General features: G+C 44.9%; 18 protein-coding genes and 1 pseudogene. 3 read left to right on the plus strand and 16 right to left on the minus strand.

Annotated features, from left to right (window positions below; translation table 11 throughout):
• Positions 1–2 precede the first annotated feature (2 nt).
• From D0466_RS08185 to D0466_RS08210, 6 genes and pseudogenes are all read right to left on the minus strand, one after another.
• Positions 3–2,198: a RelA/SpoT family protein gene (locus D0466_RS08185; RefSeq protein WP_117322006.1), complete on the minus strand. Its 2,196-nt coding sequence runs from the start codon at positions 2,196–2,198 to the stop codon at positions 3–5.
• 312 nt (positions 2,199–2,510) lie between these two features.
• Positions 2,511–3,023: pseudogene (locus tag D0466_RS08190) on the minus strand (adenine phosphoribosyltransferase).
• Positions 3,014–5,383: a single-stranded-DNA-specific exonuclease RecJ gene (gene recJ / locus D0466_RS08195; RefSeq protein WP_117322007.1), complete on the minus strand. Its 2,370-nt coding sequence runs from the start codon at positions 5,381–5,383 to the stop codon at positions 3,014–3,016. Before recJ ends, D0466_RS08190 begins: the two are co-directional and overlap by 10 nt.
• Positions 5,384–5,437: 54 nt before the next feature.
• Positions 5,438–5,752: a LapA family protein gene (locus D0466_RS08200; RefSeq protein WP_117322008.1), complete on the minus strand. Its 315-nt coding sequence runs from the start codon at positions 5,750–5,752 to the stop codon at positions 5,438–5,440.
• Between the two features lie 196 nt (positions 5,753–5,948).
• Entirely contained in the window at positions 5,949–8,204 is a 2,256-nt protein-coding gene (secDF, locus tag D0466_RS08205; protein ID WP_117322009.1) for a protein translocase subunit SecDF, read from the minus strand.
• 233 nt (positions 8,205–8,437) lie between these two features.
• Entirely contained in the window at positions 8,438–8,737 is a 300-nt protein-coding gene (locus D0466_RS08210) for a post-transcriptional regulator (protein WP_158555864.1), read from the minus strand.
• 162 nt (positions 8,738–8,899) lie between these two features.
• On the opposite strand from D0466_RS08210, the gene spoVB reads away from it, so the two are divergent.
• Positions 8,900–10,447: a stage V sporulation protein B gene (spoVB, locus tag D0466_RS08215; RefSeq protein WP_117322265.1), complete on the plus strand. Its 1,548-nt coding sequence runs from the start codon at positions 8,900–8,902 to the stop codon at positions 10,445–10,447.
• Between the two features lie 26 nt (positions 10,448–10,473).
• Here spoVB and D0466_RS08220 read toward each other — a convergent pair whose 3' ends face one another.
• The gene (locus D0466_RS08220) at positions 10,474–11,166 is read right to left on the minus strand and encodes a DUF421 domain-containing protein (RefSeq protein WP_117322011.1); all 693 of its coding nucleotides are present in this window, start codon (positions 11,164–11,166) and stop codon (positions 10,474–10,476) included.
• 69 nt (positions 11,167–11,235) lie between these two features.
• Between D0466_RS08220 and D0466_RS08225 the strand changes: the two genes are divergently transcribed.
• Positions 11,236–11,679, plus strand: coding sequence for a TIGR04086 family membrane protein (locus D0466_RS08225; RefSeq protein WP_233522566.1), 444 nt, complete (start codon positions 11,236–11,238; stop codon positions 11,677–11,679).
• A 59-nt stretch (positions 11,680–11,738) separates the two neighbouring features.
• Here D0466_RS08225 and yajC read toward each other — a convergent pair whose 3' ends face one another.
• The 7 genes from yajC to D0466_RS08260 all read right to left on the minus strand — a co-directional run bounded on the left by yajC (position 11,739) and on the right by D0466_RS08260 (position 16,826).
• Complete coding sequence (yajC, locus tag D0466_RS08230; protein ID WP_117322012.1) at positions 11,739–12,014, minus strand: preprotein translocase subunit YajC; 276 nt, start codon at positions 12,012–12,014, stop codon at positions 11,739–11,741.
• 28 nt (positions 12,015–12,042) lie between these two features.
• Positions 12,043–13,182, minus strand: a complete 1,140-nt coding sequence (tgt, locus tag D0466_RS08235; protein WP_117322013.1) for a tRNA guanosine(34) transglycosylase Tgt — start codon at positions 13,180–13,182, stop codon at positions 12,043–12,045.
• A 37-nt stretch (positions 13,183–13,219) separates the two neighbouring features.
• A complete protein-coding gene (gene queA / locus D0466_RS08240) occupies positions 13,220–14,248 on the minus strand; it encodes a tRNA preQ1(34) S-adenosylmethionine ribosyltransferase-isomerase QueA (RefSeq protein WP_117322014.1) in 1,029 nt (342 codons plus the stop codon).
• Between the two features lie 25 nt (positions 14,249–14,273).
• Positions 14,274–14,480, minus strand: a complete 207-nt coding sequence (locus tag D0466_RS08245; protein WP_117322015.1) for a DUF2905 domain-containing protein — start codon at positions 14,478–14,480, stop codon at positions 14,274–14,276.
• Positions 14,477–15,478 (minus strand): Holliday junction branch migration DNA helicase RuvB, encoded by a 1,002-nt coding sequence (ruvB, locus tag D0466_RS08250; protein WP_117322016.1) that lies wholly within the window; start codon positions 15,476–15,478, stop codon positions 14,477–14,479. Before ruvB ends, D0466_RS08245 begins: the two co-directional genes overlap by 4 nt.
• Before the next feature lie 12 nt (positions 15,479–15,490).
• Positions 15,491–16,102, minus strand: a complete 612-nt coding sequence (gene ruvA, locus D0466_RS08255) for a Holliday junction branch migration protein RuvA (protein WP_117322017.1) — start codon at positions 16,100–16,102, stop codon at positions 15,491–15,493.
• A gap of 178 nt (positions 16,103–16,280) precedes the next feature.
• Positions 16,281–16,826, minus strand: coding sequence for an intercompartmental signaling factor BofC (locus tag D0466_RS08260; protein ID WP_117322267.1), 546 nt, complete (start codon positions 16,824–16,826; stop codon positions 16,281–16,283).
• Positions 16,827–16,960: 134 nt separating this feature from the next.
• Between D0466_RS08260 and D0466_RS08265 the strand changes: the two genes are divergently transcribed.
• Complete coding sequence (locus D0466_RS08265) at positions 16,961–17,185, plus strand: hypothetical protein (protein ID WP_117322018.1); 225 nt, start codon at positions 16,961–16,963, stop codon at positions 17,183–17,185.
• Positions 17,186–17,497: 312 nt separating this feature from the next.
• On the opposite strand, the gene D0466_RS08270 is transcribed toward D0466_RS08265, so the two are convergent.
• Both D0466_RS08270 and safA read right to left on the minus strand, forming a co-directional pair.
• Positions 17,498–18,487, minus strand: coding sequence for a phosphotransferase (locus tag D0466_RS08270; RefSeq protein ID WP_158555865.1), 990 nt, complete (start codon positions 18,485–18,487; stop codon positions 17,498–17,500).
• The gene (safA, locus tag D0466_RS08275) at positions 18,468–21,203 is read right to left on the minus strand and encodes a SafA/ExsA family spore coat assembly protein (protein ID WP_158555866.1); all 2,736 of its coding nucleotides are present in this window, start codon (positions 21,201–21,203) and stop codon (positions 18,468–18,470) included. Before safA ends, D0466_RS08270 begins: the two co-directional genes overlap by 20 nt.
• Positions 21,204–21,229 lie beyond the last annotated feature (26 nt).

Consider the following 21,229-nt stretch of genomic DNA (forward strand, 5'->3'; position numbering starts at 1 on the left):
CCTTAGTTCAAGATCCTTCTTACTGAATAAATGTCAGGGATCTGCTTGATCCTGTCCACGACCTTTTGCAGATGGCTGATATTATGGATGGATATCGACATATTGATCGTCGCCATTTTATTTCGGTCAGATTTGCCTGAAACCGCGGAAATATTTGTCTTAGTTTCATTGACTGCCTGCAGGACCTCATTGAGCAATCCTCTGCGGTCATAACCGTTGATTTCAATATCTACGTTATATTCCTTGCGTTCATTCAGGCTGCTTTCCCATTCAACAGGAATCAGCCGGTTTTCCGTTTCATTTCCTTCCACATTCGGGCAATCCGTACGGTGGACAGAAACCCCTCTTCCCTTTGTGATGAAACCGACGATTTCGTCACCAGGCACCGGGTTGCAACATCTGGATAAACGGATCAGCAAATTGTCAATCCCTTGCACCCGCACTCCGGATTCCCTTTTCTTGACCGTGTGGAACGATTTCAATTCGGAAACGGCACCGAAAATGTCAGGTTCCTGCTCCAGTTCTTTCTGTTTCCGCTGTTTTTCCGTCAGCCGGTTTGCAATCTGGGCGGCAGTGATGCCATTATAGCCAACTGCTGCATACATATCCTCTTCATTTGAAAAATTGAATTTCTCGCTCACCCGTTTCAGGTTCTCGGCAGTCAGGATTTCTTTCAGGTCGAAATCCATATTTTTAATTTCTTTTTCAACCAATTCCTTGCCTTTTTCGACATTTTCCTCACGCCTTTGTTTCTTGAAGAACTGGCGGATTTTATTTTTTGCCTGTGATGTTTGGGTCATCTTCAGCCAGTCCGGACTAGGGCCGTATGAATGCTTGGATGTCATGATTTCGATGATATCGCCGGTTTTCAGCTTATAATCCAGCGGCACCATCTTACCGTTCACCTTGGCGCCTATCGTTTTATTGCCGATTTCAGAGTGGATTCGGTATGCAAAATCAATCGGGTTTGAACCTGACGGAAGCTCTATGACATCCCCTTTCGGCGTAAAGATGAACACCATATCAGAAAATAGATCAATTTTCAGAGATTCCATGAATTCTTCTGCATTCGTTGCATCATCCTGGAATTCCAGGATCTCCCTGAACCAGGTTAATTTATTTTCCAATGAAGCATGTTCATTCACGTCCGCGCCTTCCTTGTACGCCCAGTGAGCCGCAACCCCAAATTCCGCGATCCTGTGCATTTCTGTGGTCCGGATCTGGACCTCTAGCGGATCCCCTTTTGGGCCAATCACGGTAGTATGAAGCGATTGATACATATTCGGCTTCGGCATCGCAATATAGTCCTTGAAACGTCCAGGCATGGGCTTCCAGCATGTATGGATGATACCTAGAACGGCGTAGCAATCCTTAATGCTGTTTACGACGATACGCACCGCCAGCAAATCATAGATTTCACTGAATTGCTTGTTTTGGAGCGCCATTTTTCGGTAGATGCTGTAGATGTGTTTTGGGCGTCCGGAGATTTCCGCTTTGATGTTTACGTCCGCTACACTCTTCTTTACAGCTTCAATCACTCCGTCAAGGTATTCCTCACGCTCGGCGCGCTTTTTCTTCATAAGGTTGACGATACGGTAATACTGTTGCGGGTTTAAATAGCGGAGAGCCGTGTCCTCAAGCTCCCACTTTATTTTGCTGATGCCCAGGCGGTGTGCAAGCGGAGCAAAGATTTCCAATGTTTCATTGGAGATTCGCCTTTGCTTTTCGTGGGGCAGGTGCTTAAGGGTTCTCATGTTGTGAAGCCTGTCAGCGAGTTTTATCAAAATGACGCGGATATCCTGCGCCATGGCCACGAACATTTTCCGGTGATTTTCGGCCTGCTGTTCTTCCTGGGACTTATATTTGATTTTCCCTAACTTCGTTACACCATCTACAAGCATTGCCACTTCAGGACTGAAGCTTGCTTCAATGTCAGCCAGGGTAACCTCTGTATCCTCTACGACATCATGAAGGAAGCCTGCAGCAACAGTTGAAGGATCCATTTCAAGGTCTGCGAGGATCCCCGCGACTTGGATCGGGTGGATAATATATGGTTCACCCGATTTTCGAAACTGCTCCCGATGGGCATTTTCTGCAAACTTATACGCTTTATATATAAAATCAGCATCTTCCTGCTGAAGGTATTCCTTTGTCCTGTCGACGACCTGATCGGCTGTCAAAATCTGCTCATTAGCCATGCAATCACCTTTTTATCCCCATTTACCTATCATATCTGTCTATAGGTTGAACGTCTCAAAAAAACATTATTGTTTTATTATCGAGAAAAAAGGGAGAGATGTAAAGGGATAAGGGGTTTTTTGTTGTTTCCATGGATTATTTATTTATAATTACCTTATACTGGAATTTTCCTGTTAGATAAAATATATGAATGCCATTTCTGTTCTATATGTAAAATCAATGTAACTGCATAAAGATGTTATTGTATTTATTTTTTATCTACCAAAAAGAGCACCCCTATAATAAGGAGTGCCCCTTTAGCTTTTCACTGACTAATATGTCAACAATGTCAAAACATCATATCCTTCAAGCTTATCTTTGCCATCCAAGTAGGAAAGCTCGACCAGGAAGGCAATCCCGGCAACTATTCCGCCAAGCTCTTAAACAAGCTTGATCGTCGCTTCAATTGTACCCCCTGTGGCCAAAAGGTCATCAGTGATCAAGACGCGCTGCCCAGGCTTGATCGCATCTTTATGGATGGTCAGTACGTCTTTGCCATATTCAAGGCCGTAGTCCACCTTGATGGTTTCACGCGGAAGCTTACCTTCTTTTCTTACAGGAGCAAAGCCCACGCCCAAAGAGTAAGCGACTGGACAACCAATGATAAATCCGCGTGCTTCAGGTCCTACGATAATATCGATTTCTTTTTCACGAGCAAATTCCACAATTTGATCGGTGGCATAACGGTATGCGTCTCCATTATTCATCAGTGGTGAAATATCTTTAAATTTGATGCCGGGTTTCGGCCAATCCGGGACAATTGTGATAAACTGCTTTAAATCCATTGAGTTGTTTCCTCCTCGAGGCATTCTGCCTCTTGTACTAATGTATCAAACCAATCAAATAATTGCTGATAAGAGGAATATAGGAGCTCCCGTTCCAGCTCAAATTGCTCTTTCTTTTTCTTATATGATGGCGCATCGCTCAGATCCCGTTTATTTGGGTTTTTATTGAGCGTAATTAATCCGTTTTCTATTGTAACAAAATCCAATTCAAAAAACACCTGTGAGATAAATTCAACCGTGTCCCGGGACCATCCGCGGTATTTAGCCAATTGGTCCCCGTACTTGTTCACGTCTAGCGGACCCTTTTTTGCAAGGTAGGCATAAAACCATTTAAAGTGTTCACGCGTTGGCATCGTGGAGAAAAAATGGTCCTGTTGCTGGTAAAAATGAACATAAATCCGGGATGGCCTTTTATGTTTCAAAGTGTGCTCCAAGATTTTTTTAGATGGGGGCATGTCCAGCAGGATCACATGGCTGCCTGACAGATTTACATTCCTTGCATCCTCTTCCTTGTTAACACGCACAATATTTTCATTTTCTCTAAGGAAAGGAAATTGTTTCAGCGTTTCGTCCGAAAAAATGATGACTTGGCGGTTTTCCTGCGGGATATCGGCAAGCCACTTTTCGACCCTGTTCATTCCCCTGAAATCGAATAGCTGCCAGTTCTCAATTGAGATATCATGCAGGAAAATTTGCGGCTTCCTGTTATTGTTCCATTCATTGACCGCCAATTCCCCAATTACCGAGATTCTGGAAAGAGGGGAAATATGGCTAAACAAATATCCAAGCCCAAAACCAACGCCATCAAGAAATTTGCCATCCTCACCAAGCTGAAGCTTTAAATGGTTTTGGTTGGCGCCGATTTTCCTGATTTCAGAAAGCGCTGCAGATTGGATCAATAGTTTCGGTTTCGGGTTATTCATTCCAAATGGCGCTAGCAATCCCATTTCCTCGATAGATTGAATCGTAACATCCTCAATGTCCGTTACCCCATCCAGCCTGGTGACAGGAGTGAAATCTTCTTCAGAGAGCTGCTCGTTTGCGAGACTGTTCAAGCGGGTGCGCAGATGGCCGACATCCTCGATTTTCAACGTCATGCCTGCTGCCATCGGATGCCCCCCAAAATGGGGCAAAAGATCCCTGCACTCCGACAGATTCTTAAACAAATCAAATCCTTCGATGCTGCGGGCGGATCCCTTGGCAAGACCTTTTTCCGGATCGAAGCTCAACACAATGGCCGGCCTGTAGAATCGGTCGACAAGCTTTGAGGCAACAATGCCGATTATGCCGGAATTCCACCCTTCCTTGCCGACAACGAGGACTCCGTTTTCGTCCGGAGGGAAATTTTCTTCCACTTCGCGAATCGCTTCCTCCGTGATTTCAGCCACAATCGCCTGGCGTTCCTTGTTGATTAGGTCTATTTCAGAAGCGAGTTCTTCGGCAATGACGGCATCCTCCGCCATCAAGAGATCCACAGCCGGGTCTGCTGCACCAAGCCTGCCTGCAGCATTTATTCTCGGCGCCAACCCAAAACCGATCGACTCTTCATTTAACGTGTCTTTTTGGATTCCTGCTTTTTGAATCAATGAAAGAAGGCCGGGACGGGATGTCTGGCGCAGCCTCTCTATACCCCGTGCTGCTATTAAGCGATTTTCCCCATATAACGGCACAAGGTCCGCAATTGTTCCTATTGCCGCAATTTCAAGCAAATCCTCCGGCAATTTACCCAGCAGGGCATGGGCCAATTTAAAAGCAACCCCGACTCCGGCAAGATCTTTAAATGGATATGTATTATCCTCAAGCTTAGGGTGTATGATCGCAAGTGCCTCAGGCAATTCAGGTCCCGGCTCGTGATGGTCGGTAATAATATAATCCATGCCTAGCTCGTCAGCAAGTTTTGCTTCATTGATGGCCGAGATGCCTGTATCAACAGTGATCAATAGCTGGACACCGGTGTCAGCGGCAAGCCGGAATGCTGTTTCATTCGGGCCATAGCCTTCCGAAAAACGATTCGGGATATAGAAGTCCACATTGGCTCCCATTTGGGCAAGCGTTGTCATCATTACTGTTGTACTGCTTACCCCATCCGCATCGTAGTCCCCAAAAATCCGGATCTTCTCGCCTGTCTCGATAGCCTGCCTGATTCTTGTTACGGCTTTATCCATATCCTTCATTAAAAATGGATCATGGAAGCTTTGTTCACTAATATATAAAAAAGACTGTGCGTCCTGGACGGTATGGATCCCCCGATTGACCAAAAGCCTTGCAACCAGAGGTGTTATTTGAAGTTCCGTAGCGAATGCTTGCACGATTTGTTCATCGGCAGTCTGAACGATCCACCGGGTTTTTGAGTTTAACATGATTTCACCCCTTAACTCACTAATTATACAAAAGGAGTGGAGGGGATTCAATTGCTATTCAAAATTCAAATTCTGGCTTTTTTCGATTTCCTGTTCATCTGCTAGTCCGGGTACCGGCTTAGATTCCAACTCCTCAATGATTCTTTCAAGCTTGGCTATTTTTCTTTTTAAACTCAAAATTTTCACTGCGTTTATCGAAAATACAATAAAACCGCCCATTAATACCGAACCAAGGACAACCAGAATCAAGGGCCATTCTGCTTTGCCGAAAAAATAATTAACAGTAACAGGATCCACGTTAATGACTGCAAAAAAAGAAACGATAATGGCAAAAATGATTCCAATTAAGAATATCCACTGGAATTTCATGGCCAGCCTCCTCATTTATTTCTCTTAACAGCATTATTCCCTCCCGTAAAGCTTTACCAAACTTATTTATAGGGTGGAAAAGAAGAATGATATTGTTCATTTGATTATCGTATGAATCAAACCGTTGATAAATCAAACTATAAAGGGCAAAAAAAAAACCAATCCGCAAAATAGACGCGAATTGGTCTCTTTTTTATTATACCTGAGCTTCCTGGCTCGGTTTTTTCTCTTTGTATGTGATAAGTACACCCTTTTTCTTTAATTCCTTACCCTTAAGGTCAAGCCATAATTGGGAGGCGATATAAAGGGAAGAGTACACACCAACAATCATGCCGATAAGCAACGCGATGGAAAAGTTTGCAATCGACGGACTTCCGAAAATCATCAAAGCGGCAACAGTGATGATAATCATAAATACGGTATTGAAGGAACGGGTCAAGGTTTGCCTGATACTCATGTTTACAATCTCTTCCAGCTCTTCAAGCTTCTTGATTTTCCGTTTTTTCCGCATGTTTTCACGGATGCGGTCAAACGTTACGATCGAATCATTGATGGAATACCCGATAATCGTTAAAATCGCGGCGATAAAGGTCAAATCGACTTCCAAACGCAGCACGCTAAAGAGTGTAATAATAAAGAACGCATCATGGAATAAAGAAATAACGGCAGGAAGAGCCATTCTCCATTCAAAGCGAATGGTTGCATACAGGATGATGCCCAATGATGATATAAAAACGGCAATGAGGGCATTTTTGGCAAGCTCTTTTCCGATTGTAGGAGAAACAGTGCTTATATTGGTGCCATCCCCTACTTTCGTATTGAAATAATCCTTCACTTCCGCTATCTCATCCTTATTTAATACCCCTTTAAAACGAACCACGCCTGTTTCATTATTGTCCCCTGAAATCACGATGTCCTCGCTTTCCAGGTTCAGCTTAGCCAGATGGTCCTTGACTTTCTCTTGTGTCAGCGATTCATTGGATGTAAATTCAATCCTTGTACCGCTTGTAAAATCAATTCCAAGATTCATCTTAAATACCGACAGGACGATGATACCAATTATTATAAACGCTGTGGAAATACCGTAAAATACTTTTCTTCTCTTTACAAAATCCCACTTATCGAACGGTGTCGGGAGCTCTGTAACGTCTCTTGTTTCAGAAAGTTCATGAATATCCTTTTTGTTGACGCCAAGCCAGGATGGACGTTTATTAAAGAACCTGCTGTTGATCCAAAGGCCCATGAATAAACGAGTTCCATAAACGGCTGTGATGAAACTCATTAAAATACTGATAATTAAAGTGGTCGCAAAGCCTTTAACTGAACTTGTCCCGTAAAAGAACAATACCGCAGCTGCCAGAAGCGTTGTTAAATTGGCATCGGTAATCGTCGCAAGGGAGTTTTTATTTCCTGCCGCATACGCTGACGGAACGGAACGTCCAAGCTTTAGCTCATCTTTTATCCGTTCATACGTGATGATATTCGCATCAACAGCCATACCAACCCCGAGAATCAAGGCGGCGACCCCAGGAAGTGTCAATACGGCATTCATCCAATCAAAAACTAGTAATGTAAGGAAAAGATAAATAGCCAGCGTAATGACTGCGATGAATCCAGGGAATCGGTAGTAAAAAATCATGAATGCAAAAACAAGGCTAATCCCGATGATGCCTGCGAAGATGGTTTCATTCAAGGCTTGTTCCCCGAATTTTGCACCTACGGATGTGGAATAAATTTCATCAAGCTCTACCGGAAGTGCACCTGCATTCAACAGATTGGCAAGTTCCTTTGCTTCTTCTATCGTGAATTGGCCTGTGATCATCACCGTTTCCGTATCGAATACTTCCCTGACGCTCGGATTCGAAATCATGTTATCCTGGGTTTCCGGTTTTTTTATGCTGTCTTTTCCTTCTTCAAAGTCAAGCCAGATCGCAAGCACGTTCGTAGGCTGCGGCATAGCTGAAATCTGTTCGGAAATTTTCTTGAACTTTTGCGGATCCTTCAAGGTGACCTGTACAACCGGGCTGTTATTTTCATCAAAGGTTTGCTGTGCACCGCCTTCTTTCAGGTCTGCACCGGTCATCATTTCTTTGTCATTGTGATCGCGGAAACTTAGTTTTGCCTGGGTGGAAAGAATCTTCCGGGCCTCATTTTGGTCCGTCACACCTGCAAGCTGCACGCGGATCCTGTCATTTCCTTCAATCTGAATATTCGGTTCGCTTACACCCAGGACATCAATACGCTTGGTCAGCGCCTGAGCCGTGCTGTTAAGCATCTTCTGTGTAACTTTTCCGCCGTCTTCCGGCTTCACTTCATACAACACCTCGAAGCCGCCCTGTAAATCAAGCCCTAGCTTGATATTTCCCAGTATCCCCTTTGAGGTGGTGCCAATCGTTGCGAATATGGCAATTAATATGATAAAGAACGCAACGATCCTGCTTCTTTTTACCATTATGTAATAGGCCCCTTTCTTCCTGACACGCCTTGTCTTGTTGTTAATTGTATTTAAAATGCAGAAATACACATTATTTGTCATAAGGCAAAAGCAACATCACTATTATGAGTGATATATATACTACTGTCAATTTAAGTTTCCTGCTTATAAATGCCTAGAAACCTAGTGTTATGACCGCTAAGACCTTCACCACTTCCTAACCTGGAAAAAAATGGATATAAAAAAGGTGTTTAGCCGTGAAGCAGCTCTTTCATTTCCTCCTGGGAAAGTTTGCCGAGCAAATCCGGCCCCCTATATGCCTCGATCGTCATAAAAGTCATAAACTGGCTGCCGCTAATCGACAGGATATCGCTCACCAATTGGTAAAGATGGATTTCAGGGCTGGGACGCTTCCATTTTTTTTGCACCAGATAAATCCAAATATCATCTTCTGTTACAGCTCCAAGGCCAAGCATGCTCAATTCTTCCGCCTTGCATATCAAAGCAGGTTTCACTTTCAGATAATAATTTTGATAAGGATGTGTAGCCATGGAAAACTCCCCCATACTCTTTCAAAATAATGCGTCCGTTTGCCAAAAACTTCTTTACGTTTATTTGCTCTTTTGAAAAGCCTGTCATGCTTTGTCCAAGTCGGTGCATATAAATAATTGTATATGATTTGAGCACTCTTGAGAAGGCAGGGATTGGTGGGAATGTCCAAATTTCTGAAAGGAACATTCATTCTTTTAATAGCCAGTTTAATTACGCGGGTTTTAGGATTCATAAATCGGATTGTTATCGCCCGTTTTATCGGAGAAGAAGGCGTAGGTTTATATATGATGGCTTTGCCTACTCTGTTTCTTGTCATTACCATCACACAGCTGGGGTTGCCTGTTGCGATCTCAAAATCTGTGGCCGAAGCGGATGCTTTGGGGGATGAGAAGAAAGTAAAGCGGATTCTTGTCGTAGCGCTCAGCTGCACCTTTGGATTATCGCTTATTTTTACGCCCGCATTGCTGCTCTTCGCTCCAATGCTTTCGGAAATTTTGTTTACGGATTCCAGAACAGTCTGGCCATTGATGGCCATTGCGCCGATTGTGCCAATTGTGGCCATATCCTCAGTGTTAAGGGGGTATTTTCAGGGCAAGCAAAATATGAAGCCGTTCGCTCTTTCTCAGGTTATTGAACAAATAGCCCGGATTACCTTCATCGCTGTACTGACTAAAGCTTTTTTGCCATACGGGATCGAATACGCGGCTGCAGGAGCCATGTTTGCCTCAATCATCGGTGAGCTTGTGGCCCTAGCATACCTCGTAGCCTCCTTTAAGCTGAAAAAGCACTTCAAGCTTAGGAATAACTTCTTTAAAATGGCAAGACAAGGAAAAGTGACTTTTGAAGAATTGATGAAAATCGCTGTGCCGACAACCGGGAGCAGAATGATTGGAAATGTATCCTGGTTTCTGGAACCTATAGTTGTCGCCCAAAGCCTTGCAATTGCAGGTGTATCAGCTACCGTTGCCACAAAGCAATACGGAGAGCTGACGGGGTACGCACTGCCGCTATTGATGCTGCCTTCCTTTGTAACAACATCTCTGGCTACATCCCTCGTACCGGCAGTTAGCGAAGCAAAATCTTTAGGGAATTACGGCCTGATCCAGCACAGGCTTGAGCAGACATTGCGAATCACTTTCATTACTGGTTCACTCGCAATGGTGATATTATTTGTATTTGCCGAACCTGTGCTGCAGATTATGTACGGCTCCTCAAATGCAGCTGTGTTCATCAAGTTCCTGGCTCCATTCTTCATTTTGTTTTACTGCCAGATGCCATTGCAATCCATGCTTCAAGCACTTAACCTGGCAAAGGCAGCCATGGTGAACAGCTTTATCGGCGCGGTTATAAAAATCGTCATTATCTGGCTTCTGGCATCTAAAGCAGATTTCGGAATAATGGGTGCAGCCATCGGAATAGCCGCCGGTACAATCCTGGTTACCTTTCTTCATTTTACGACCATTTTAAAAATCTTGCCGTTCAGGTTTAAGATCCAGACCTACCTGTTCCCGATCCTTATTTCCATTATTTCAGGCTTCTTGGGACACTATTTCTTTTACAGTGTTTTAACCGGCCACATTCTTCTTGTCCGCTTATTACTTTCCATTCTTGTGATTCTTACCCTGTTTTCTTCCTTATCAATTTTTACAGGAGTAATCAGAAAGGAGGAGCTCAAGCGTTTCCGGATAATCGGCTGGTTGTTTTCCTGACTTGTTATCCGGAACCGTATAGCTTATTACTTTTCATCAATATATAGTGTGCCGTTATCGTACATACAAAGGGAGATCCGCTTTATATCGTAATATCCTTGTTTTTGAAGCTGTTCGAGAAGCCACACATCACTTTTGCTGATTAGTCCCAAGCTTTCCTCCTGGATAATTCCATCTAACACCAAAGGGAAAGGGGAATTTTCTTTCGGGTTTTGGACATTGCTTTTTTCAATGACCGAAAGTTCGCCTGTAGGCTCTAAAATGGCGTATTCTACATCTTCTATGTTGAGGATGTTTTTTTCCCTGAGCTGAATGAGTAGGTCACCAAAATTATACCGCTGCTTTCTCATCACTTTTTCATCAACTTTTCCTTTTGCGATGATAATGGTCGGTTTACCATCCACCACCTCCCTGAATTTCTGGCTTTTTAAAGAAAGATACGCAAGGATTATTTGAATGAGAGCCAAAACAAGAATCGGAAAAAGTGAAAATAGAATCGGCCGTTTTGGGCTATCAATGGCCAATACCGCCATGTCCCCTATCATGAAAACCACGACTAAGTCGAGAACACTTAATTCGCCAATTTCCCTTTTCCCCATGCACCTGAAAATAGCCAAAAGAGTGAAATACAAAATAATCGCCCGGGATATGATCACGACGTATTCATGCACTAGATTCCCTCCCCCTTTTACCGAGAAATATATTAGGAGTTCGTTCATCTTCTTATCCTTGCCAAAATCCTTAAAATTTATGGTCTCATGGTCTAAAAGCTGAATGTATGAATATGCTTGTACAAAGATGAAAATCTATTTCTGCCAGTAAGCCAGGGAAGGGAGAGAGTAGCCATCGAATCGAAAAAAATGGGTACGGCTATTTTATATGGAGTAAGCAGCATATTTATTCTGTTTATTATTTCCAGCTTCGTTTTTGCTACCTTGCTGCGGTTTACCAGCATCACAGAATCATCCCTTACATATATCATTATGGCGGGGTCCTTCATTACGATGTTTATCGGGGGGTTCATTTCAGGAGGGAAAGGAAAAAAACAGGGCTGGGTGCTGGGCGGAAGTACGGGCTTGGTTTATATGGTGATCGTCATGTCCTATCAGTATCTTGGAAACGACTCTTTATTTTCATTAAGAGAGTGGATCTATCAGGGGTGCTTTGTGGTTACGGCAATGATGGGCGGGGTTCTCGGGGTGAACCTGAGTTCAGGCTCGCGGAATGCTTGAAATCCTAAAATTCTAAAAAAAACGGTATCCCTGATGGAATACCGTTTTTTTGCGTAAAGCTACGCTTGCTCAGGAGCGCTTTCCGTTACTTCGCGGATTGCCGACCTGTCGTATGTAAGCCTGCTTCCATCACCGCAGCGGATCACGATCTTTGATTCATCAAGGGAATCAATGATCCCGTGAAGGCCGCCAATCGTTACAATTTTATCACCTTTCTTCAACCCGCCCTGCATTGTTTGCACTTGCTTTTGACGCTTTTGCTGAGGACGGATCAAGAGGAAATAAAACAATACGAACATCAATACCAGCGATATAATACCACCATAGTTACCCATCTATATCTCTCCTTTCATCAATAGTCATTCAGAAGTTCTTTGCATCCGGCTTGTTGAAGCCATATTGCTCGAAGAATTCTTCCCTGAAGTCACCAAGCCGGTCCTCGCGAATCGCTTGTCTGACTTGCTCCATTAAGTTTAACAGAAAATGCAGGTTATGGTAAGTCGTTAGCCTGATTCCAAACGTTTCTTCAGCGCGGATTAAATGCCGGATGTATGCACGGCTGTAATTTTGGCAAACATGGCAGCTGCAGTTCTCATCCAAAGGCCCAAAATCCCTGGCATATTTAGCATTTTTCACCACTAACCGGCCGTTTGATGTCATCAGTGTGCCATTTCGGGCAATCCTGGTAGGAAGAACGCAGTCAAACATATCAATACCGCGGATCGCTCCGTCAATCAATGAATCCGGGGAACCAACCCCCATTAAATAACGGGGTTTGTCGGAAGGCAGCAGCGGTGTTGTAAATTCCAGGACTCTGTTCATGACATCTTTAGGTTCACCGACCGATAAACCTCCTACTGCATAACCAGGAAAATCAAGTGAGACAAGGTCTTTCGCGCTCTGCTTTCTTAGTTCCTCAAATTCACCGCCCTGGATGATCCCAAAAAGCCCCTGGTCTTCAGGACGGGCATGCGCAGTCAAACATCTTTCTGCCCAGCGGGACGTCCGTTCGACGGATTTCTTCATGTATTCGAATGTGGCCGGAAACGGAGGGCATTCATCAAAGGCCATCATTATATCGGATCCGAGCGCATTTTGGATTTCCATTGCCTTCTCCGGAGATAAAAATAGCTTATCCCCGTTAAGATGGTTCCTGAAATGGACCCCCTCTTCCTCAATTTTACGGAATTCGCTTAAAGAGAAAACCTGGAACCCGCCAGAATCGGTCAAGATGGCACGATCCCAGTTCATAAATTTATGGAGGCCCCCTGCTTCCTTGATAATATCATGTCCAGGCCTCAGCCAAAGGTGATATGTGTTGCTTAGGATAATCCCTGCTCCCATTGATTTTAGCTCTTCCGGAGACATGGTTTTTACAGTGGCAAGCGTCCCGACCGGCATAAACGCAGGCGTTTCAAAAGAGCCATGCGGTGTGTGTACAATGCCGAGCCTCGCTCCTGTCTGTTTACAAGTTTTAATATGTTCATAGCGTATTGCGGTCAAAGTTGTAACTCCTTTCAAGAGAGAGCCCGATTTCGAATTATTTGATGAACATCGCATCCCCAAAGCTGAAAAAACGGTATTTTTCTTTTACTGCCGTTTCATAGGCATGGAGCACGTTTTCCCTGCCTGCCAACGCACTGACAAGCATGATCAAGGTCGATTTCGGCAGATGAAAATTGGTGATCATGCCATCAATTCCTTTGAATTCGTAGCCAGGAAAAATAAAGATGTCTGTCCAGCCGCTTTCTTCCATAAAAACGCCATCATGTTTTGACGCGATCGTTTCCAGTGTCCTTGTTGACGTCGTCCCAACAGTGATGATCCTGCCGCCATTTGCTTTTACTTCATTCAAAAGCCGTGCCGTGCCTTCTGTCATCTGATAAAATTCCGAGTGCATTTCATGCGCATCCACGTCATCTGCACTGACAGGACGAAAGGTTCCCAAGCCGACATGCAAGGTGATGAAAGCAATATGGACGCCCATTTGCCTGATTTTTTCAAGCAGCGGCTCGGTAAAATGGAGGCCCGCTGTCGGAGCGGCCGCTGACCCTCGTTCCTTTGCATAGACGGTTTGATAACGATTTTTGTCCTCAAGCTGCTCTTTTATGTAAGGCGGGAGCGGCATGCTGCCCAGTTCATCCAACACCTCATAAAAGATTCCTTCGTATGAGAAATCAAGAATGCGGCCGCCATGCTCCAGGACATGTGTGCATACGGCCGAAAGCTTTCCGTCTCCAAACACAATTTTGGTGCCTTCTTTAATCCTTTTGGCAGGTTTGACAAGGGTCTCCCAAGCATCGCCTTCTTCCTGCTTCAGCAGGAGCACTTCCACATTTGCCCCCGTATCCTCTTTGCTGCCGTACAGCCGGGCCGGAAGCACCCTTGTGTCGTTGAGCACAAGGCAATCGCCCGGACTTAAATAATTCGTGATATTTTTAAAGATTTCATGCTGAATCTCTCCAGTTTCCTTATCGAGTACCATCAGCCTGCTTTCTTCCCTGTTTTCCAATGGTACCTGAGCAATCAATTCCTCAGGCAGATGGAAATCAAACAAGTCCACCTTCATTCTTTCCACTTCCTATCTTGCTGTATTAACGAAAACGGCTGATGAGATAAAGAACAGCCGATAAAACGATGCTAACGATTATGGATGTAACAAACGGGAAATAAAAAGTCGTATTCCCTTTTTTAATAAAAATATCTCCAGGAAGCCTGCCCAGGTTAATAAATTTCATCGCAAATCCAATTAGAAATATAATGGCTCCAATTGTCATCAAGAGTTTTGGCATACCTGTCATTTTTCAGGCACCTCCAAATTGAAGTGGCGGTAAACATGGTCCGTTACCATTCGTCCCCTGGGAGTACGCTGCAAAAAACCAATTTGAAGCAAATATGGCTCATACACATCCTCAATTGTATGTGCTTCTTCACCAATCGTTGCTGCTATGGTCTCCAATCCAACCGGCCCTCCGCGGAATTTTTCAATTATGCTCCTAAGTAATTTATGGTCAATATGGTCAAGTCCTAAACGGTCAACCTGCATTAATTCCAACGCATAATCTGCCAGTTCAAGGGTTATGGTGCCGTCGCCACGGACCTGGGCGAAATCCCGGACCCTTCGCAGCAGACGGTTGGCAATCCGGGGTGTCCCCCTGGACCTTCTGGCAATCTCCCCCGCAGCCTGGCCGTCCATTTCCGTATCCATGATCTCGGCAGTACGGACTACAATTTGCTTTAAGTGTTCTTCCGTATAATATTCGAGCCGGCTGAGGACGCCAAACCGATCCCTTAGCGGGGCGGATAAGGCACCGGCCCTTGTTGTGGCGCCGACCAGCGTAAACGGAGGCAAATCGATCCGGACCGATCGTGCTGAAGGCCCTTTCCCGATCACGATATCAAGACAAAAATCTTCCATTGCCGGGTATAGTACTTCCTCGACCGTACGGGGAAGCCTGTGGATTTCATCAATAAAAAGGACATCACCAGGTTCCAATGCGCTCAGTATGGCAGCGAGGTCACCGGAACGTTCGATGGCAGGCCCCGATGTTGTCCTGACATTTACGCCCATTTCATTTGCGATGATGACCGCGAGTGTCGTTTTCCCCAAACCTGGAGGCCCATATAACAAGACATGGTCGAGCGTTTCCTCGCGCATTTTTGCTGCTTCGATAAAAACCTGCAAATTCGCCTTCACTTTGTCCTGGCCGATATATTGGGCGAGGTTTTGCGGTCTCAGGCTTTGCTCAAAAGATTGTTCAGTCAGGTCGGCTTCCTGGTTGAAAATTCTCTCCTCCATCTTGCCACCCCTCTATCTTAACATCATTTGCAATGCTTTTTTGATATATTGTTCTGTCGTAAGTTCCTCATTTTTCAGTGTCTTGGCCACTTTCTGGACTTCTTTATCTGAATAGCCCAGCGCCTTCAATGCCTGGACCGCTTCGTCCAGCTCTTCTGAATAACCGCCCATACCTGATAAAGCTTTGCCATCATTGAACAGGTTAGGGAAATAGTCAGGGACTATATTCTCTAGCTTACCTTTCAAGTCAAGAATCATTTGCCGCGCCGTCTTTTTCCCCACACCAGGAAATTTCACGAGGAACGACTCATCCTCATTTTCAATAGCCTGCACCACCTGGTCGACCTTTCCTGAAGCAAGGATGGCAAGCGCCCCTTTTGGGCCGATCCCTGTCACATTCAGCAGCTTCGTAAATAAAGCCTTTTCTTCACGCGTCCCAAAACCATATAAAGCAAAAATATCTTCACGTACATGGTGATAGGTAAAAATTTGAACCTCGCTCTTCAGCTTTGCAGAAAAAATAAAAGGATTGGGCGTCATCACCTGGTACCCGATTCCCCCATTCTCCACAACTATGTATTCCGGCCCTACGTATTCTACGGCCCCTTTAATATAATCAAACAAATTCCTTCGCTCCCTGATTTTGCTGTACCATTCATTGTAGCACATAAAGCGATGATAGTAGAATGAAAACATCGAATTCCGGGGTCATTCCGGGGTCAGTCTCCCACTACTCGAACGCATTACCGCACCGGGGGACAGACCTCCAAATAAAAAACGGAACAACAGAGTGTCCCGTTTCTTATTTTTCAGTTTCAGGAAGTGAGTATGGCTTATACGCCTCTATGACTTGTTCATATCTGTTTTTGTTCAGAATCGGAATGCCCTTCAGCAGTTCCCTCTGTTTATACGTCTCCAGCTTGCCAATATCAATCTGGAAAAAAGAATGGATGATATGTGAATCTTCCGGTTTCCCATTAAAAATGGATAGGGTACCGTCTTGTGTTATTCCAAAAAAACCATTGGCTTTAAGCAAGGGAGAAATGTCATTTTCCTTTTTTTGAAAGATGACCCGCTCCTCATTTTGGTCGATGAGTTGCCAGTCGCGATAGCTTGCCCAAAAGTCCTCCATCGCAAGTATCTTCACCGTAAGTGTTTCTTCACTCATCTCGCCGTCCATGTACACCCTCTGTAGAATGACCTGTCGTTCCATTGGCCCGGTAACCTCCTGCGGATTTTCTCGATTTTCTGCAGAGGCTGTTGCCGTGACGAAAATGGATGACAAAGCCACACTGATTAATATGGTTAAAAAAGCTAGCCGGCCTTTCATTCCCATCACCTCTTTCATAAGGTGTAGTTCTATTTTTTTAGTTTGGACGTTTTTTGCGGTTTTAACCATTTTTTTAGACTAGAAATGAATCGACGTAGAATCCTGGATAAATAACTTCCGTTTACACAACCTTAAATGAGGAGGTGAACGAAATGCAAAATCAAAATAATAATCAGCAAGGCGCAGCAAAAAACGTGGCAAACACAATTAAAAATGGCGCCGATGTTGCCTTTGATGCTGCCCAAAACGCATTAAAAGCAACTGAAGACGTGGCTATGACTGCAGTTGATGCAACCGCTAATGTAGTCAACAATGCCACAAACAGTGTCAGAAACATGATGGGTAATGGTAATAAACAAAATGAAAATAACCAATAAACGCTGCATCCCAATAAAATACACCTGCCCTTTCCTGAAAGGGGCAGGTGTATTTCGGTTACTCAAGTAAAGTTGAAAGACAAAGGTCATCCTTATCACTGGAATAGTAGCCGGTCGAATTGGCTCCTCCATTTTGGATAACGGTATCTCCTTCGGCAGCACAACCGGAAAGTCCGGCCGCCAAAACCGTACACAGAGGAACTAGCGAAACAAGTTTTCTCAGTCCAAAATCCCCCCTTATCTACTTCATAAGCAGTCATAACGCACTGCTCCTCATAATAAAGGGTTTTTTTACCTGTAAGATGGCTAAAATTATCCGGTTAGCCGATGCACCATCCAGGCTAATGTACGGTTAAAAGCAATACGTTCCGGAAAGCTTTCTACTGTCATTTTCCAAACAGAATGGAACTGGGGGTGGCTGCCCATCCTGTTTTCTCTTAAAAGCCGGTTCCATTCCCTGAAAATATCGGTTGGAAACGCAAGGCCATATAAAAAAGCCACATTCGTTAATAATGGCTTCAATTGGTCATATTCCCCCAAGCGGTTCATGCTGTAGTTGATTGAAGGTAAAATTCTGTTGGCATATTGCAAATAATCGATTACAGCAGGAGCAATTGCGGCCAAGTCAAAATCGATGAGGCAAAGCTCCCGGTCATTTCTGCGGAGGAAATTATGATGGGCGACATCACCATGAATGATGGCGATCTCTTCTTTCTGGATTAGATCTTCAAACTTCCTCATTCCGTTCAAGGACCATGATGCCCAAGAAATCCATTCCAATAACAGATCCTCAGAAATAGTCCGGCTGATTTGCGGCAACATACTCTTGAATACCAGCAATCTTTCTTCCCACTTTTTCAGTTGGTTAAAGGTGGATACTTCTAAAGAAGAATCATGAGCAATCCGTTTAGTGGCTTGATGGAATTGTGAAAGCAGCCTAAGCCCTTCCTGTCGGTTTTCATGGTTGAAAAAATGAAATTTTTCGGGATGTGGTTTGATATATTCGATCAAGCCGTAGAAACAGCCATCATATTCAAACGGTGGAATCGAACTATAGAATTCGTAGGTTGCCGAAAAACCGGCGTACTTTAAAAGGGAAGTAAGTTTATGCTGGAAGTGCCATTTTTTTCGGTCGGCGAACTTTTTTACGATCAGTTTTTGGCCGTTATTCAGATGCAGCAAAAAAACTTGGTTCCGGATTCTTTCTATTTTCTTTGCAAATAGCTTGTGGCTTTCTATATAAGAGAGGAGACATGCGAAAAAATCACTGTCTCCTTTGTATTTATATTTCACTGCTTTCATCGGCGTATTCTGGAATGTCGAATGGCTGCTGCATTTGGTTCCATTCGTATGGCGCTGGTTCACCGGCATAGAAAAACGGCTGTACGGCCTGAGTATGACTATGGCGTTGAGCACCAAATGGGGTAATGTACTGTGACGGAACCGCCGCCTGATCAAAGCTTTCTCCTTGCCATTGCTGTTTCGCTGTTTCAAATGGCTTAATGAATGGAGGGACAAATTGCTGTTGGTTCAACAATTGCTCGGCTCCGTTATGAAGTTGTTGGCCCCTTTGCCAGTTCGGTGGGAACTGCTGCTGACCGGGCATGGACTTGTGTCCCAGGTTTAATTGCTGCCTGCCTTGCATCGGCTGGAACCCAGGGCTAAACTGCTGGTCAAAAGTGTCCTGGAAATCGGGAGAAAACGGTTGCTGGCCTGTCATATCATTGAATTGCGTTGTGAATTGCTGCTGACCCGGCATTTCCTCGAACCCTGGACCAGATTGCTGCTGACCCGACGTTTCCTCGAACCCTGGTCCAAATTGCTGTTGACCCGGCATTCCCTGGAACCCTGCACCAAATGGCTGCTGACCTGGCATTCCCTGGAACCCTGGGCCAAATTGCTGCTGACCCGGCATTCCCTGGAACCCTGCACCAAATGGCTGCTGACCTGGCATTCCCTGGAATCCTGCACCAAATTGCTGCTGACCCGGCATTCCCTGGAACCCTGGTCCAGATTGCTGCTGACCCGGCATTCCCTGGAACCCTGCACCAAATGGTTGCTGACCCGGCATTCCCTGGAACCCTGCACCAAATGGCTGCTGACCCGGCATTCCTTGGAACCCTGGACCAGATTGCTGCTGACCCGGCGTTTCCTCGAACCCTGGGCCAAATTGCTGCTGACCCGGCATTTCCTGGTACCCTGGGCCAAATTGCTGCTGACCTGGCATTTCCTGGTACCCTGTTCCAAATTGCTGACCTGGAATTCCCTGGAAACCTGGACCAGATTGCTGCTGACCTGGCATTTCCTGGTACCCTGGGCCAAATTGCTGCTGACCCGGCGTTTCCTGGTACCCTGATCCAAATTGCTGACCCGGCATTTCCTGGTACCCTGATCCAAATTGCTGCTGACCCGGCATTTCCTGGTACCCTGGACCAAATTGCTGCTGATCCGGCATTTCCTGGTACCCTGGTTCAAATTGCTGCTGACCCGGCGTTTCCTGGTACCCTGTTGCAAATTGCTGCTGACCTGGCATTTCCTGGTACCCTGGGCCAAATTGATGCTGATCCGGCATTTCCTGGTACCCTGGGCCAAATTGCTGCTGACCTGCTGCATGGTGGCTTAATGATTGAAACTGTTGCTTAGCAATGGATTTCTTCCCGGGCCCCCCGCATCCACAATCTTTTGCTTGTGCCAAGGTCGGGAGCTGTGATTGATGGTACGGATATGGAGGGTTTCCAAAATTGCTCATAAAAAAGCTTGAAGATTCTATGGACGATTCACTTCCTTGTTGGAACCCAGGTGTTGTGTACATTTGGCCAATTTCCGCCTGCGGTCCGGGAAAAAAACCAGACGAACCAGGCTGTGAAAAATTATTCCCAAAAGCAGGCATCGCTGTTTCAGGCATGGTCTGACCCTGATATCCCGGGAAATCCATATGTTGTGGATTCATTCCACCATAGGGATAAGGCTGTTGTGTTTCCATTGGTGAATAAAGCCCTTGCCCGTAAGGAGGGTGATCTTGTACGCCTAGAATCCCAGTTTGCATCTGAAAATCCAGCATTTCCGATGATTCTAACATGCTTGGATTCTCTTCATTATCAAAAAATTGGTTATATGGCTGCATGGGAGCACTCTGGGCCTGTGGAAAAGCCCATGGATAATAAGGCAGGCAAGATTCCGCACCAGGCATGATCGGTGTTACCGGGATGCATTCCGGTCCGGCTGGCTGGAAATCATGTATAGGCTGCACATCCTTTGCAGGTTTGAAATCCATTGCAGGCTGTACATCCTTTGCTGGCTTGAAATCCAATGCAGGCTGTACACCCTTAGGGCTTATGTCTTTCATGGCAATCGGCTCCACTTTTTTTGGCTGCTTTGGAAGCGGCGGCGGTGATGGGGGCTTTTGCACAGACACATTTGCCATATTGACCGTAAAATAATTATTGATATCAATATCCGGCATCACGGGCTGAGGCACAGGCTTTTCTTTGACAATCTCCTTAATGATCGGTTTTTCTTTAATAATTTCTTGAACAATGGGCTTCTCTTTTATTATTTCTTTAACAATTGGTTTCTCTTTTATTATTTCTTTAACAATTGGTTTCTCTTTTATTATTTCTTTGACGATTGGTTGTTCTTTTGGTGCAGGCTGTTCTTTGGCCGCTGGGGGTTGGGGCGCCATTGGCTGTTCCATTTGTTTCATGGGCTGAAGCGGCTGCTGGATCGGTGGCTGTTCCTTTTGCTGTTGCGGTTGTTGTATGGATGGCTGTTCTTTCAATGGCTGTGCAGGCTGCCCGATAGGTGCTTCTTTTACTCCATATCCTGGCTGGTTACCGGGTGCGATCATTTCTTTTTTTACGCTGCCTGATGAGCCCGGTATTTTAATTTTCATGCCTGGCATGATCATATCCGGGTTGCTAAGCTGGGAATTCATTTGCTTTAGCTCTTCGAAACTTACGCCGTACTTCTTTGAGAGCTTCCAAAGCGTATCCCCTTTTTGGACAATATGAATTTTCACGCTGTAAATCCCCTCCTATGCATATG

It is taken from the genome of Peribacillus glennii, from assembly GCF_003429105.1.
Classification (GTDB): Bacteria; Bacillota; Bacilli; order Bacillales; family DSM-1321; genus Peribacillus; species Peribacillus glennii.